Origin of the sequence: Pseudoalteromonas sp. C8 (genome assembly GCF_011378685.1) — a bacterium.
Classification (GTDB): domain Bacteria; phylum Pseudomonadota; class Gammaproteobacteria; order Enterobacterales; family Alteromonadaceae; genus Pseudoalteromonas; species Pseudoalteromonas arctica.
This window is the reverse complement of record NZ_WTKT01000024.1, coordinates 40,362-56,227: the sequence shown is the minus strand read 5'-3', so window position 1 is coordinate 56,227 and position 15,866 is coordinate 40,362. Positions and strand designations below refer to the sequence as shown.

Genomic DNA, 15,866 nt, shown 5'->3' with positions numbered 1-15,866 from the left:
ACCATTACATCAGGTTAACTACTTATGCAACTGGCTTAAACCCAGTTTGATGTATGGAGCGCACATGTCACCCGTTATTTCTTCAATGCCTTTTATTCCTGAATTACTATGCCCCGCAGGCAGTTTAAAAAACATGCGCTACGCTTTTGCTTATGGCGCAGATGCGGTTTATGCAGGGCAGCCTCGCTATAGTTTGCGTGTGCGCAATAATGAGTTTGACCTTGATACTCTGCAAGTAGGAATTAGTGAAGCGCATGCGCAAAATAAAAAGTTTTATGTGGTGTCTAATATTGCACCGCACAACGCTAAAGTTAAATCGTATTTACGTGATATAGAACCGGTTATTGCGATGAAACCCGATGCGCTAATTATGTCAGACCCTGGTTTAATTATGCTGGTTCGTGAAAAATGGCCGACTATGCCGGTTCATCTATCAGTGCAGGCAAATGCAGTTAACTACGCAAGCGTGCAATTTTGGGCAAAACAGGGGATTGAACGTGTTATTTTATCACGGGAGCTGTCGCTCGAAGAAATAACCGAAATACGCACACTCTGCCCAGACACCGAACTTGAAGTGTTTGTACATGGTGCGCTTTGTATGGCGTATTCGGGGCGTTGTTTGCTCTCTGGTTACATAAATAAGCGCGATCCAAATCAAGGCACATGTACTAATGCATGTAGATGGGATTACGATGTAAAACCTGGTGTTGAGAACGAAACTGGCGAAATGGTGCATAAAATTGACCCCAAACAGGTGATTCCTACTCTGGGTGAAGGCGCGCCAAGTAACGATGTATTTATGCTAGAGGAACAAGGTCGCCCTGGTGAGTATATGCCTGCGTTTGAGGATGAACACGGCACGTATATTATGAACTCAAAAGATTTACGCGCAGTGCAATACGTAGAGCAGTTAACAAAAATGGGTGTACATAGTTTAAAAATAGAAGGGCGTACTAAGTCATTTTATTATGTAGCGCGCACAGCACAAGTTTATCGCAAAGCAATAGACGACGCAGCTTCGGGTAAACCATTTGATACTAACTTATTTAAAACTCTCGAAAATCTAGCGCATCGTGGTTATACCGAAGGCTTTTTAAAACGCCACGCTCACCAAGATTATCAAAACTATGAGTACGGTCATTCTGTATCAACTAAACAGCAATTTGTGGGTGAAGTACTTGGGCGCTGCGAAAATGGATTAGTTGAAATAGACGTTAAAAATAAATTTTGTACAGGCCACTCTTTAGAGCTTATGACACCACAAGGTAACTTTACTTTTAAGCTTGCATATATGGAAAACAAAAAGGGCGAAAGTATTAGCGATGCTAAAGGCTCCGGTCACATTGTAAAAATACTGCTAGATGAAGACATTAACTTAGCGCATGCTATTTTAATGCGTAATCTTGAGGAACACCAAGATACTCGTAATCCATTTAAACAAGCTGTTTAGCTACAGCTGAATATAGTTTTTTCAAAAAACTCGGGGTTATAAAAACCCCGAGTTTGCGACTTTATTTAAAATAATATTAATTATTTTTCAAGTTGCTTTAGCTTATCTCTTCGCTCTTTACGTTTTTTTTTTAATGTTTTGCTTGCATGTTTTTTAGGTTTTTCTTTACTCATTACAAATAACTCCAATTAAATATATAAAATTAATAAATAAAATTGAAATAATTTACTCTATATTTCCTCCTTAATATTAATGGCTATTATTTCCCAAAGGTGGGATTCCCCAGCTTCTTTATATTCAATAATATGATTTATTTTATGCCCTAAAAGAGCGACCCCAAGAGGAGAGTGAAATGATACGTCACTAATAAAGTGCCTTCGTTGGTTTGGAGTCACTAAAGTTATACGGCGCTTAAAACCGGTGGTTATATTTTTAATAACCACCGTGCTATTAATTTGTACATGCGGATTGAATTTTGACCAAGGCCGCTGTGAATACTCGACTTCTTGTAGTAAATACGCAAGCTTCAGCGGTTGTAATAGTACCGCTGCGTCTGTGAAGTCATTTTTAGACAGGAAAGGTTTTTTACGCTCGAACAGAAAAGAAAGCACGGACTAATCCCCACAAAAACTAAATCGAATTTAAATATATAAAGGTACAGTGTAACTGCCGAGTGTAAGGGTTACACTCGGCTTAAATTCCGAAGGTGGTATTTGTTTTTAGCAGGTATGTGATTAAAGTAAACATATTATCCTCTTTGTTTAAATTAATCATATTGAGTTTAAAAATAAAGTCAATTGAGTTTTAGGTTAAAAATATATTGGCGATAAAATGACAGTTTAAAACTGTTTTTTATGTTTTTATAAATTCGTTTTTTTCCACTAAATTGTTGTTATCTCTGTGTGTTAGTTGCTCACTATGTGATTGAAGTTGAGCGACTAAATAGTTAAGTGCTATTTATGGGATCTATAGTGCCACTTATGCCTATTTATAATATTTATAGATTAAATATACTGGTGTTGTTGTTTATTAAAGTGTAATTGTGTGGCTAGTATTTTATTATGTGAAGTCTAAGCTGCTTATTTTATAGAGTAGAAGCTAGGTATCGGGTAACGCTTTTGTAGTGGCTACGTGTTTTACAGCAGAACCTTTATGTAATAGTCATTGCATTCAACAATGTTAAATAACCACTTTTTATTCGGGTTTATCAAAGTAAATTATAAAGGGTCTCATTTATATGTGGATAATTTTTGCATTACTCGCCACTGTTTTTTTTGGTGCGCGAGGAATAATGTACCAATGGACTTCACAAAAAAAGATTAATCGTAATCTATTATTATTCGGTGTTTTTTTTGTGGGATTTATAATTAGTGCGCTAGGTACTGTGGTGTTTGAGCACACATGGTACGGCTGGGCTGATATTACGGTTGGGCTCGCTTTAGGTTTTGGATCTTTTGCGGCTAATGGGTTTTTGCACAAAGGGTTTTCGGTTGGGAAAGCGTCTTTAATTAGCATCCTGTCGGGGTTAACGCCTTTATTTGTACTTTTATTTGCCTTTTTATTATGGCAAGAAACCTTAACTGTTATTCAATTAATCGGCTTTTTTATTATTTTTGGCGGCCTTTATATTATTCGCTACTCCAGCGATATCTCATTAAGTAATTTACAAGGCGCGCAATGGGGATTACTCGCGGCACTGTCTTTTGCATTTAATGATTTAATGGGTAAGCAATCAACGCTTCTTGAGGCTGATACGTTTGCAACTTTAACGTCTATGTTTGGTTTTGGTAGCTTTCTTTTTGCCGTTAGTTGGTTAGTAAAGCGTAAAAAAATGCTAGCAGAGCAAGGCTCTTCTCAAGCGTATTGGTCTGCCGGTAAAACATTTTCGTGCGGGTTACTTATTGGTTTAACAAATGTAGCTGGCATGGTTGCAATAATATCGGCTTTTGCTATTGGTAATACAGGGCTAGTTTCAGCGATTTCAGGTATGAATATTTTAATTATTTTGTTGTATTCACGCATCATTCTAAAAGAGTCTTTTACACGCCAAGAAGTTATAGGATTAACAACGGCATTTTTAGGTGTAATTGTACTAAGGCTTAGTTTTTGAAAGATGAATTAGCTTAATTACTTTGCTGTGAAAAGCCTACACTGCTACATTTTAGTGAAGTGTTGCAGTGTATGCTCTATAAGTAATCGCACTCGATAAGGGATTTGTTTTCTGTCGCGATAAAGCATAGAAAATGGCTGCCCTTTACTTTGCCAGTCAGGAAGAATGTGTTTAAGCTTTCCGGCTTCAATAAGTGGTAATGCTATATAATCAGGAATGTAGCTAATACCTACGCCAGACTCAACGGCTTGTTTCATCATTTGAATTTCATCAACTTCCAATCGAACATGTGTGTTTGGGTTGAAGCTATATTCCTCGTTCGTGTGCTGATTTTTTAATTGCCACGGTACCAACCCAACGCACGTAACTTTTGGGTGATCTTCTAATTGCTTAGGATGAGTGATGGATTGATAATCATGATTTAAGTGAGTACATAATATATTGTGAGTAAGCTTAAGCTCCCTAATAACCCAATTATCAATGGCAGGATTTCTTACTCTAAACGCTATATCAATCCCTTCTTTTTCAATATCAATAAGGTTATTTGAAAAGCGTAAATCTAGTTGAATATCGGGATACTGCAGTAAAAAATTACAAAAAATAGCACTTAAAAAATGTTTACCCATGTAAATGGGTGCGCAGATCCTAATTTTCCCTTTAGGTTGGTCTTTCTCATCACAAAGTGCTTGCTCTATACACTCTACTTCATCAAACAGTTTACGATAGCGATCGTAATATAACTCGCCAGTATGCGTAAGTGTAACTCGATGGGCATCTCGATTTAGTAACGTTAATTGAAGAGCTTGCTCTAATAGACGTATTCTACGGCTTAAAGTTGATAGTGACATATCAAGATTTGCTGATGCTTTTTTAAAGCTACCTAGTTTTACTATGGTGCAAAAGTAACGTAAATCATCGAGAGAATAACTAGCTGCCATCAGAACTACTTTATTGTTTAGGATGTAGGCAATATTAACAGCGACGCTTTAAAATTTCATTAGAGATTAAAGGGGGGAGAACTGAAATTAGGCAATCAAATTTTATGTGATTTTAATTTAATAACTCTTAAATAAGGGGACTGGTAAATAACGTAACTCAATCTGTTCATCTAAATAAATTAAAAGTAGTTTTAAATCGTTCTTGTTAGAGCCGTTGAAAGTAGATTTACAAATAGTGATTTACATCGAGTGCTCTATATAAATTCGCTTAATTAAGTGATCATTTTTATAAGTCGTCTTTTTTGATGAATCCCTAAAAAATAATTAGAGGCTCTACACAAAAATAGAGCCTCATTTTTATAATTTAGAAGCGATAACTGGCACCTAAATAAACAGTACGGCCATTAACCGTCGTATTGTATAAACGATCATTGGAGTCTGAATATTGCTCTTCTCGTTCATTAGTCAAATTACTGGCTTCTATAGTGAGCTTTAGCTTTTCATTAACCTGATAAAAGGCGGATGCATCTATGTATGTGCTGGCATGAAAACCGTTTTCGTCTTCATCGCCGTTACCCGCTTGTACTGCTGCAATATAGTCACTTCTATAAGCGGCTGCAACACGTGCGCCCCATGAGTCAGAATCGTAATATACTGTAAAGTTACCAGAGTGTTCTGAAAGTCCTGGGAACGATTTATATTGATCAACACCTGAGTTACCCACATTACGGTACAGCGCTTCACCATCAGCAAAGGTATAATTCGCAATAACACCTAAGTTATTAAAAGGAGCAGGTAAAAAGTCGAGATCTCGTTGAAAGGCCAGTTCCCAGCCACTAATATCACTTTCATCTAAATTTTGTGGTTGAATAACGGTAAAAACAGTACTTGCTGTTTGTGGGTTGCCGTTTTCGTCTACGTCGCCTAATAAACTAACTGGGTAGCCAGTCTGGCTGTATGGAATGTCATATGTTTCGGTGATAATGAAATTATCAATAGATTTATGGAAGTAACTTACGGCTGCATACCCTATATTTTCAAAGTAATATTCAACTGAAAAGTCGAAATTAACTGACTCGTATGGTTTAAGGTTTGGGTTTCCTGAACTGATACTTAGGCCATTGGTTGATGTGGCATCATTTTGTACTACACCTGTTGGCACTAATGCAGCGAGTGAAGGGCGGGTGAGGTTTTCGCCATAACTTGCACGTAGCACTAAACTGTTATTACTATCCCACACTAAATTTATAGCGGGTAGTAACCCTGAATAGGTATTTTCAACGTCAACTACTTCTCCATTTATTAACCCTATAGCATTGGTAGTAGTATCGTAATGGCGCACACCCGCATTACCCATTAAGTAACCTGAGCCTAGTTCCCATTCAGCTTCGTACTGCAAATAAGCGCCAAAGGTTTTTTCTTGTACGTTATCGGTAAAATCAGGGTTATCTAAGTTAGGGTCGATATTCATACTCGCTAGAGTGCCTAGTACATCAACACTTACCCATTGTTGTTTATTGTGTGCGGTATTGGTAAATGTAAGGCTTGAATCTACCGTGTCATCCAGTACGCCATCCTCCCAATCACTGCGATTAATGTTGTCAGATTTAGTTTCACCGTTTTCACTTTCAAACTTTTTATTAGATACACCAAACTTTATATTTGAAGCATTGTTTAGTGTGTAATTAAAATCTAATTTCATAGAGTCGAATGTATTAGTTATTTCTTCTTCAGATATATCAATTTCGTGATAACGAAATAAACTACTGTCTGTAGGCTCAAACCCGTATGTGTTTTCACCATAATAAGCATCTTGGCGGTAATCAATTGTTTCATCACCAAATGTTTCTAGATAAACTTTAACACTCCCGGTATTAAATTTAGTTTCTGAGCGCCCCACGAGAGCGGTCATATTTAAATCTTCTGTAATTTGCCAGTCACTTTTTAATACAAATTGGCTTATTTTAGTGTCTGCATATTGGCTGCGGCTTTCTGAGTGTATTGCGGCATCTTCGTATACTGAGTAAATAGCGTCGTTATTTTCATTTATTTCAAGTGCTGTGAGCTTTGAACATACTTGCTCGTTGTTATAAGCAGGGCCTGTACAGCCAAGAGCTGTTGAGCTTGAGCCTCGGTTTTGTAAGTGGAATTCACTGCGATCATTATTCAGTTCACCATATAAAGCATCAAAACTAAATTCAAGGTTATTATTTGGGCGATATTGCAGAGCAAGGGTCGTCCCTAAACGTTCCTGTTCGTTTTCAAATAATGAATAGCGGCTACCACGAGAAAAGCTCACTTCTTCGTTGTTAATTTTATCTTGTAATTCATCTGATAGTTCAGATATATCTGAGCCTGATGCATTTTTTTTGCGCCAGCGATAGGTATTGTAACCTTGCTCATTTACATCACGTTTGCTGTATGCAATTGAAAATAATGCACCAAATTTATCATCCCATGTATTTGAGATAAGCGCTGCAACTCGTGGGCTAACATCATCGGTTTGTGAGTTGTCGCCAAGTTGACCTGATAGAGCAGTATTAAAACCATCAAAATCAAATGGTTTAGCTGTATGAAGCCCAACAGTGCCGCCTATGCCGCCTTCATCCATTTCGGCTGAAAATGATTTTTTCACATCAACGCGTTGAAATAACTCAGAAGCAAATATATTAAAATCAAAAGCGCGAGAGCGACTTACGGAACCTCGGCTATCCATTGCTGAAGACGATGTACCTAAAGCTTCCATACCGTTGAGTTGTACTTGTGTAAAGTTTGGACCCAAGCCTCGTAACGAAATTTGTCGGCCTTCGCCGCCCTCTCGAGTTATGGCAATGCCAGGTACACGTTGTAGTGAGTCTGCTAGATTTAGATCGGGAAAATCTGCAATATCTTCAGCCACAATAGAATCTTGTGCGCCCACAGCATTTCGTTTTAAATCTTTTGCTTTTAACAAACTGTTGCGATAACCCTGTACAACAATTTCTTCCACTTCTGTTTGCGCAGATTGTTCTGCATACACATAATTAGACGCGCCTAATGAACTCATTATAGCCGTTGCTAAAAGCGTACGAGATGGTTTGTTCAACATGATGCTTCCTTGGTTTTTAATTTAAAGTTGATTATTAATAAAAGGGTTTGTGCGCACTAAATGACCTTCGTCAAATTGCACCACATAGTTAAAGCGCGCCTGCTGTGGCGAGCCGGGTATAAAATCGGTTGAAATTACTTGTGCGCCGCTATTTTTTGCAGCATTAAACTGCATTGTTCGTTGCGAATTAGTGGCACTTAAATTTGCATCTGCGCGGGTACGCACCATGAAGCCTTTTAATACAAGTTGCTGAATTTTATAAAAGTCGCGTATAGGGTTGTTCACAATCATAAAAGCAGCTTCGGGGTGGTTTTCATCATAATGGGCAAACATGCTAGCCCCTTTTAACGAAGGCCTATTTTGTTTATAAAGTGCGGATTGTTGTGTATTGCCATCAAATAAGAATATGAACTTACCTGCTAAGGCACGTGTACTTGGCCACCCAAACTTAATGACTGTTTGGTTTAAAGATAATGGCGTTTTGCGTAAATCATCTGGCGTGAATAATAAGTTAGGTAACGATTTTTGAATTACTTCATCGAGTAAATAATAATCTTTCGGTGTAAATTTAAATGGATTATTCCCCAGAACTAAATCAGATCGTGTTTCTTTTACATTGAGCATTACAACAATTGGAAAGTGCTGCGGATTTGCCTCTGACCATGCTTTCAATGTATTCAAACAGCCACTAAACAACACACAATGGCTTTGCACATCAATGTCGGGAATGTGCATTACTTTAAATCCAGGAGTAGCTAATTGCTTTTTTTCTAACTCATTAAACAAAGGCGTTGTTGCAAAAGTATTAGCCCAAGGTTTTATGTATAAACCCCCATTAGGGTCTTTTAAAACGTCAATTTCTAAATGGCGAACACCGCTATTTAACTGTTTAATAATAGATGAATGACCGTAATCAATACGGGCCATTAGCTTGGGGCTTAAATCATTTAATTTATGTTTAACGCTTACGTTTAATGTTTTTTTATAGCTGTTATGTGAGCCAATCATTTGCAGGGTGTTTAATGGCTTAGCGCTAACACTGCTTACATAACCTGCAAAAATAATAAAAATAAAAAATGGCATAGCACGTCTCAATTGTTGAGTTTGCTATCTAAGAGCGAGCATTTATAAATTAGGGGACACAAAAATATGCATTTAATAAAAGTTTCATAATAGAAAAGCATGTTTATAAAATTTTATGTCCCCTTTTATCCATTACCTCGCTCTAAATAATGAGTGAAATAAAAACGGGATAAAGCCATCATGATTAGAGTCAAAGTACTATGGTTAGCACTATGGATTGGGTTATGTATTACATGCAAAGTAAGTGCTATTGAGTACTTTGAGGTTAAAAGTGCGTCGCAGATGGAGACGGTTAAAGTGGCATTTTTAGCTGATATTCATCTACATGATATTTTTGCTAATTTACATGACGTAGATAATATAGAACTACCAAAGGACGTTACCTCAAAGCAACCATTACTAGTGCGTAGTATGCTTGCCCAGCTTCATTCAACACGTCTTTTTAATGAAAATTATTTTGTTTTTTTACATGTATTAGATGAATTAGCCGAAAAAAAAATAAAACTAGTCGCCTTACCTGGCGATTTTACTGATGATGGTCAACCTATTAATGTGCGGGCACTGGCGCGTATTTTAGGTCATTATGAAAAGAAATATGGAATGCGTTTTTTTGCGATACCGGGTAATCACGATCCCGTAAAGCCATTTACAACTCCGGCAGGTAAAGCTGACTTCTTAACGGCTCAAGGTAAAGAGTTTGGCGTTTATAGTTATCAACATGAAAAGTGTATGACTAAGCAGTCTGTATGTGATGATGGTTTAAAAAACTGGGGTTACACTGAAATATTAAGCACTCTCAGTGACTTTGGATTTAGCAAACATAAAAGTGACGTGCTATATGAAACACCTTATAAAAACCGAGAGTTTATATGGTGTGACCCTAATGATGTTAATCATTGTATAACGATGCCAGATGCGAGCTACTTAGTTGAGCCCATAAAAGGTGTTTGGTTAATGGCAATAGATGCCAATGTGTATGTACCGCAATGGCAAAACTCACCGCTCACTTTTAAAGGGTCGTCTGGTGCCGGCTATAATGCTTTAATTGATGCAAAGCCTTTATTGTTAAAGTGGATAAAAACCGTTGTAAAAAGAGCCAAAGCACAAAATAAAACACTGGTTGCATTTAGTCACTTTCCAATGGGGGAGTTTTACGACAATGCAAATGACGAATTACATAAAGTGTTTAGCCGTGGTCATTTTTCTCTACTAAGAGTGCCCACACCACGTACAGCAAAAATATTGGCAGATACAGGGTTAACGCTCCATTTTGCAGGGCATATGCATTTAAATGATACGGCGCTGATAACCAGTAATCAGCACTCCCAGTTAGTTAATGTGCAAGTGCCAAGTTTAGCGGCTTACAAAGCGGCATATAAAGTTGTAGAGCTAAATTTAGCAAAGCAAACCGCGCTCATTAGTACCCATACATTAGACGATGTACCTGGTTTTAATGATTTATTTAGTTTATATGAAAAGGAATGGCAATACCGTAACCTGCATAATCTTCATAATTTTGACCGCACTATTTTGAGCTCAAAGAGTTATGGTGATTTTACCAAGCAACATTTATTTGGGCTGATTAAACAGCGTTTTTTAAAACGCGATTGGCCTAAAAATTTAGTGGCATGGTTAAATGACAATCATCATTTAGCCGATTGGTTTACAAATATGCAATGTTTAAATGAAGCACCGCCTAATTTGCTCTCTCAGCTTGAAGTTGTATCGACAAAAGAATGGCTTCAAGATTTTTATTTATTACGAAATGGTGATGTAACAGCAGATATAACACCTCAAAAGCGTCTTACTTATCAACAACTAAATACTTTTTTAGCACAATCGACATGTAAAACAGATACGCAAATACAGCAATACTTAGCCCTGTTAATAAAAGTAATGGCAAAATTTAGTCAACATACCCAGGGGGAGAATTTCCGCGTTGATTTAAAAACAGGAAAAATCATTTAATACTGATAACTCAACCCTAAGTAAAAGGTGCGTCCACTTGTGGTTGAGTTGTAAGCTCTGAGGGTTGAATTACTGTATTGTCGCTCTTGTTCATTACTGAGATTAAATGCGCTAAATTTAAGTTTCCAATAATTAGAAAAATAATAATTTACACTTGCATCCCAATAGGTGGTCGGCATAAATCCGGTTTCGTTTTCATCGAGTAAAAGGCTGCCAGCACGCACTAAATATTTATCTCTAAAAATAGCGCCGAGTTTAAAATTGAATTTAGGGTGGTCGTAAAAAATCATACTTGATGCGGTAATTTTAGATAAAAAAGGCAGGTTTTTTTTAAATAAAGCAGTGCCACTATTTGAGTCATAATAGGTGACTTTACCTTTATTATAAGCCGCTTGTATATTAATGCCCCAATCAGAATTATGTATTAAGTAGTTTAAACTTACCTCGACTCCCCACTGATAGGCCGTTTCTGCATTACTTAGCCAAAGTAATTGACTATCGGAGGTTGTAGGCGGCGAATCTTCAAATAAAGGCGCTTGTGTTGTGACTATGTAATCCTCTAGATCTTTATAAAAAAGTGATATGTTAAACGAACTGCGACCACTAAAATCAGCCTCTAAGGAAATATCGCTATTATAAGATAAGTAAGGTTTTAGATTTGAGTTAAATATGTATTTTGTACTATTGGGGGTATCGTTTGAGCCATCAAAATTGAGTGAATTTAGTAATGGTTTTGAATAGTTTTTAGAAAGTCCTGCACGAAATCGCCAATTATCGTTGATAAAATATGAGCCATTAAACGTTGGCAACCATAAGTTATACAAAATAGGGGAGTAGGGCGCTTGAGTGTAAGATGTTATAGATTCTGATTGGTAACGCACACCAATATGAGCCTCCCATTTTTCTTGCTCTGTACTTAATAGAGTATAAGCGCCTCTGCTATATTCCTTTATATGTTCTGCTTTGGTCGTGATTAAAAAATTATTGGTTTGTACATTAAATGGGTCAATGCCATAAAGCTTAAGTGCCTCATTCGTGTTTATTTTTAACCACTGCTGTTTTTTATGTGCAATTTGCGATGAAACATACGATACAGGAAGGTCAGTTAACTGTTGTGGTGTATCGGCTATTTCATTAAAAAAAATATCGTTTTGCTGTGCGTTATTCATTTCATTTTCAAACAGCGTCCAATCAGCCCCAAATTGAAGAGTTATTAAACTATTAACGTCATATTGAAAATCTAACTTTGCAAACGTGTACTCACTATTTGAATTATATTGCTCTATATCACCATGATGCATTTGCCACATTGTCGGATTTTTTAAATTTTCACTGTACTTAATATCGGCATAAAATGGCGTTTTACGGTAATCAATCGTAACGTCACTTATACCTTGGGTATAAATTTTATTGCTGTAAGGAATGTCATACTTTGAGCGCTCGTTTCCTAATATGGCGTTTATTTTCCAATTTTTATCTAGTTGCTGGGAAAATGACAGCACGCCTTGCTGATATGCCGTATTTATTTTTTGAGTTCGGCTTTCGGTTGCCACTCGTGCATTTTCATAACGTGCATACACAAGCTCATTATTTTCATTAGCTTGAATGTCTGTCACTGTTGTTAGCCCTTTAATTATAGGCGTAGACTGATCCCCCCTTGGGTATAAATGATATTCATGCCGCTCTCCTTTTAAAAAACCAGAGAGCATATCAAAATCAAAATGCGTGGTTTCATTTTTGTACTCTACAGATAGGTTTGCCCCAAATCGCTGCTGGGTTGCTTGCCATACCGAGTAGCGATTACCGCGAGGGATTATATAATCGCCTTGAGTTAAATGCTGAGCTTGTGATTGAGTTAACGCCGAGAGATCAGCGCCTTCTATGGCAATATTTCGCCAGCGAAATGTATTAGCGCCTTGCTCTAACGATTCTCTGTTTGTGTACGCAACGCTTGCAAGTACCCCCCAATTATTCCAGGTGTTAGAAATTAAGCTTGAATAACGCGTTGCGCCAGTACCTGTATAGTCGTTGTAGCCAAGCTCAGGGGTAATAATAAATTTAAACCCCTCATTATCTAAGGGGTTTATAGTTTGCAGTGCCATAGTGCCAGATACTCCACCTGCAATTTTGTCGGCAGAATAGGCTTTAATTACATGAATTTGTTTAAATAGTTCGGCAGGTAAAATATTGAAGTCGAAAGAACGATCGCGCTGTTTTTGCACTCGACTATCCATTGGTGAATCATTATTTGCCAATACAGGCATACCGTTGAGTGTTACCAAACTAAAATCAGGATAACTGCCACGTATTGATACTTGGCGACCTTCGCCTGCTTCGCGAGTAATGGCTACACCCGGAATATACTGTAAGGCTTCAGCCAAGTTAGTATTGGGAATGTCGGTAATATCTTGTGCAGAAATGGCTTCGCTAATCGTTTTATTATTGTGTTTTAAGTTTCGTGAGCGAGCCAACGAATAGCGGATACCCTTTACTGTTATTTCTTCAAGTGTTTCGTTATTGGTCGTTATTTTTTGTTGAAAAATAACAAAACCCTTGTCTTGAATTTTATATGTTAACTCGCTGCCTATTAATAAAAAATCTAGTGCTTGAGCAAGTGTATGATCGCCAATTAAGGTGGATGTAGTTTTGTCGTCGATAAGTGAAGGGTTACTACTAAAAGAGACTGCATATGCATTTGCTACTTCTCTTAAGCTGTCACTGAGAGAACCGGCAGGTATATAAACAAACGTATGTATGTTTTTTGCGGCACTTGGCATTGCTGTTAAGCAACTAACAGCAATAAAAAAGTACACTAAAATACGTTTATTTAATGTACATACATGTTTTAGCATAAGAGTTTAATCAACATACTTCATTTAAGGTCGCATTAAATGAAGTTCGTTGCTCTTTTTTTCTACATTCCAGTTGTAAGTAGATGCTATTAGCATAAGGCTTTGTTGCGGCGTTTCGAGATTAAATCGTCCGCTAATTAAAGTATTATTTAGTGCGCTATCTACTTTAATTACCATAGGGCTATAACGCTGCAATTGCTTAATAACAGTGGTTAGAGGTTCTTTTTTTGCATCAATCCAACCCATTCGCCAAGCAGGGAGTTGTGCCAACTGCTGGCTATAATCTACAGCTATATGTCCATTTTTTATAACAGCTTGTTGAGAGGAAGTTAATATCACTTTATCTAAGGCCGAGACTTCTACCCTGCCTTCGTACACTGTTACCACTACTTCATCCTTATTGCGCTCTACATCAAAAGAAGTACCTAGTACTTTAATGCTTACTTGTCCGGAATTTATTATAAATGGCCGTGTTTTATCTTTGGCTACATCAAAAAAAACCTGTCCTTTTTTTAATTCGATTTGCCTAGAGTGTGGTAGTAAGTGCGCAGTCAACTCACTATCTGCATTTAAGTGTAAATATGAACCGTCATCTAATAACTTAGATACACGTTTGCCTAAACGTGCTTCTAAAAGCTGAGGTAGGTTAGTTTCAACTGCTGTTTTTGCAATAGGTGTTGGTGTAAACGCTTGTTGAGATATAGAAAGCCAGTACACTGCAAAAGCAATAGCGCTAAAACTAGCTGCTAAGGCGAGCATAGGGAAAGCCCTAGAACGTTTAGCATTAGGCGTAATTATTGGAGTCGGTAAACTATATTGTTTAGTGTAAATGTGTAGAGCCTGTTTAACAGCAGGATCGCCAAATACATTGGCTATTTTCTCAAATGCAGCCTTATTTTCTGTGCATTTTAACCAAAGCGATAGTTCTTTACGGTCATGATCATTTAAATCATTAATCCGATCTACCCAATCTGCTGCCTGTTCTAAGCGTTGTTCGTTCATTAAAAAACCTAACCTGCGTTGATTAAATATAAAGAGCGTAAAAGTGTAATAAAGGGGACATTTTTATTGATTTTTTTCTATGTGAAGCGTTATTTGTATCATTGCGCGCGTAATATGTTTTTTTACAGATTCTTGGCTCATATTTAACTGCAGACTAATTTCTTCGCGACTTAATCCGTTAATACGTCGAAGCATAAATACTTTTCTTCTTAAAGGTGGCAACTCTTCCAACGCACTTTTAACAAGCTCGAGCTTTTGCTCTGTAATAGACTGTGCCTCTGGATCGCTATTATCATCTGTAAAAAGCTCAATATCTTCTGCTTTATTTGGTTGGCTTTTATTTTTTTGCCAATCACTATACATAACAGACTTTGCGACTTGATTTATGTACGCCTGAAAGTTTTCAATTTCTAATGTGTCATTTCTATTTAAAGTTCTCAGCAAAGCTTCTTGGACTAGGTCGTCTACGTCATCGGTATTATTTGTTCGACGACTAACAAACTTACGAATATGGCTGATAACGTTTTTTACATCGCTTTGTTCAGAAGAAATATTTAAATTCGATGGCAGGGGGCTTTTAAAAGTCTTCATTACTCAGTCTAGAATTTTATTTTAAATAAATACTAAGTGAATAATATGACCAATTGATTACAGGTACGCTTGGGCGATTAAGTAAATTGAAGTAATGATACGAAGAATAAATTATCATTTAGAGCATCTTAACGCTTTAAATAGGGTTTAATTTTAGGCATAGAGTATTTGAGCAAATAACGTTTTGAGAAAGACTAAATTTTTGGAGGTACTATATTCCCTTGTTATCACTTATTTGAATGTTCTTTTAGCGAGATTAGCGTATGACTAGAGGGCTTAAGCGCTTTTCGGCAGATCAGCTAGTTTTATATTAACTTAAAAAATGACATAGAAAAGTTAAAATAATAGTATCAAACTTAGTAAATGTGCAGCTATTTTTATTGATTAGGATCAACAAAGCAACAGAGAAAAATAGGCATAATTCGCGGCTGTAATTTACACCTAAAAATAAAATGGTGTGTTACGAATGTGTGCTACGATTTAATGAAAAACAAAGGTTTTTTATTGAACTTGGATTGTATGAAAAGCAGTCAAAAAACATTTCATTTAAATCTATGTATATGTTTAATAATGATTTTAATTGAAGGGGCTTATTAGTGGCTTTACTCATAAATAGTAAGTGCATTAACTGCGATAGTTATAAGGTTGTCAATTAAAGTCTTTAAAAACAGGTTGTTACTTTGTCGTGCTATGGCTTGTGCTACGATTTTTAGTAATTCATAAGCACCTAGCTAGTATCTTAAAAACAGCCTTAAAAGGCAAATTGTATTAACTAAAAAATTAA

The 15,866-nt window shown here is 36.8% G+C and carries 10 protein-coding genes; 3 read left to right on the top strand and 7 right to left on the bottom strand.

The window, feature by feature from the left end; all coding sequences use genetic code 11:
- Positions 1–64 precede the first annotated feature (64 nt).
- Positions 65–1,450, top strand: coding sequence for a tRNA 5-hydroxyuridine modification protein YegQ (yegQ, locus tag GQR39_RS18300; protein WP_165736298.1), 1,386 nt, complete (start codon positions 65–67; stop codon positions 1,448–1,450).
- 230 nt (positions 1,451–1,680) lie between these two features.
- On the opposite strand, the gene GQR39_RS18295 is transcribed toward yegQ, so the two are convergent.
- Entirely contained in the window at positions 1,681–2,061 is a 381-nt protein-coding gene (locus GQR39_RS18295) for a GreA/GreB family elongation factor (RefSeq protein WP_024592992.1), read from the bottom strand.
- A gap of 626 nt (positions 2,062–2,687) precedes the next feature.
- On the opposite strand from GQR39_RS18295, the gene GQR39_RS18290 reads away from it, so the two are divergent.
- Positions 2,688–3,560, top strand: coding sequence for a DMT family transporter (locus tag GQR39_RS18290; RefSeq protein ID WP_024591184.1), 873 nt, complete (start codon positions 2,688–2,690; stop codon positions 3,558–3,560).
- 44 nt (positions 3,561–3,604) lie between these two features.
- On the opposite strand, the gene GQR39_RS18285 is transcribed toward GQR39_RS18290, so the two are convergent.
- The 3 genes from GQR39_RS18285 to GQR39_RS18275 form a co-directional block, all read right to left on the bottom strand.
- The gene (locus tag GQR39_RS18285) at positions 3,605–4,498 is read right to left on the bottom strand and encodes a LysR family transcriptional regulator (RefSeq protein ID WP_165736297.1); all 894 of its coding nucleotides are present in this window, start codon (positions 4,496–4,498) and stop codon (positions 3,605–3,607) included.
- A gap of 364 nt (positions 4,499–4,862) precedes the next feature.
- Positions 4,863–7,586, bottom strand: coding sequence for a TonB-dependent receptor (locus GQR39_RS18280; RefSeq protein ID WP_165736296.1), 2,724 nt, complete (start codon positions 7,584–7,586; stop codon positions 4,863–4,865).
- Positions 7,587–7,607: 21 nt separating this feature from the next.
- Entirely contained in the window at positions 7,608–8,669 is a 1,062-nt protein-coding gene (locus GQR39_RS18275) for a Ca2+-dependent phosphoinositide-specific phospholipase C (RefSeq protein ID WP_165736295.1), read from the bottom strand.
- 180 nt (positions 8,670–8,849) lie between these two features.
- Here GQR39_RS18275 and GQR39_RS18270 point away from each other — a divergent pair, with 180 nt between their 5' ends.
- Entirely contained in the window at positions 8,850–10,637 is a 1,788-nt protein-coding gene (locus GQR39_RS18270; protein WP_240918226.1) for a metallophosphoesterase, read from the top strand.
- Here GQR39_RS18270 and GQR39_RS18265 read toward each other — a convergent pair.
- The 3 genes from GQR39_RS18265 to GQR39_RS18255 form a co-directional block, all read right to left on the bottom strand.
- Positions 10,634–13,489 (bottom strand): TonB-dependent receptor, encoded by a 2,856-nt coding sequence (locus GQR39_RS18265; protein ID WP_165736294.1) that lies wholly within the window; start codon positions 13,487–13,489, stop codon positions 10,634–10,636. The genes GQR39_RS18270 and GQR39_RS18265 overlap by 4 nt on opposite strands.
- A 24-nt stretch (positions 13,490–13,513) precedes the next feature.
- A complete protein-coding gene (locus GQR39_RS18260; protein WP_165736293.1) occupies positions 13,514–14,491 on the bottom strand; it encodes a FecR domain-containing protein in 978 nt (325 codons plus the stop codon).
- A gap of 63 nt (positions 14,492–14,554) precedes the next feature.
- Positions 14,555–15,082, bottom strand: coding sequence for an RNA polymerase sigma factor (locus GQR39_RS18255; RefSeq protein ID WP_240918225.1), 528 nt, complete (start codon positions 15,080–15,082; stop codon positions 14,555–14,557).
- Between the last annotated feature and the right edge of the window lie 784 nt (positions 15,083–15,866).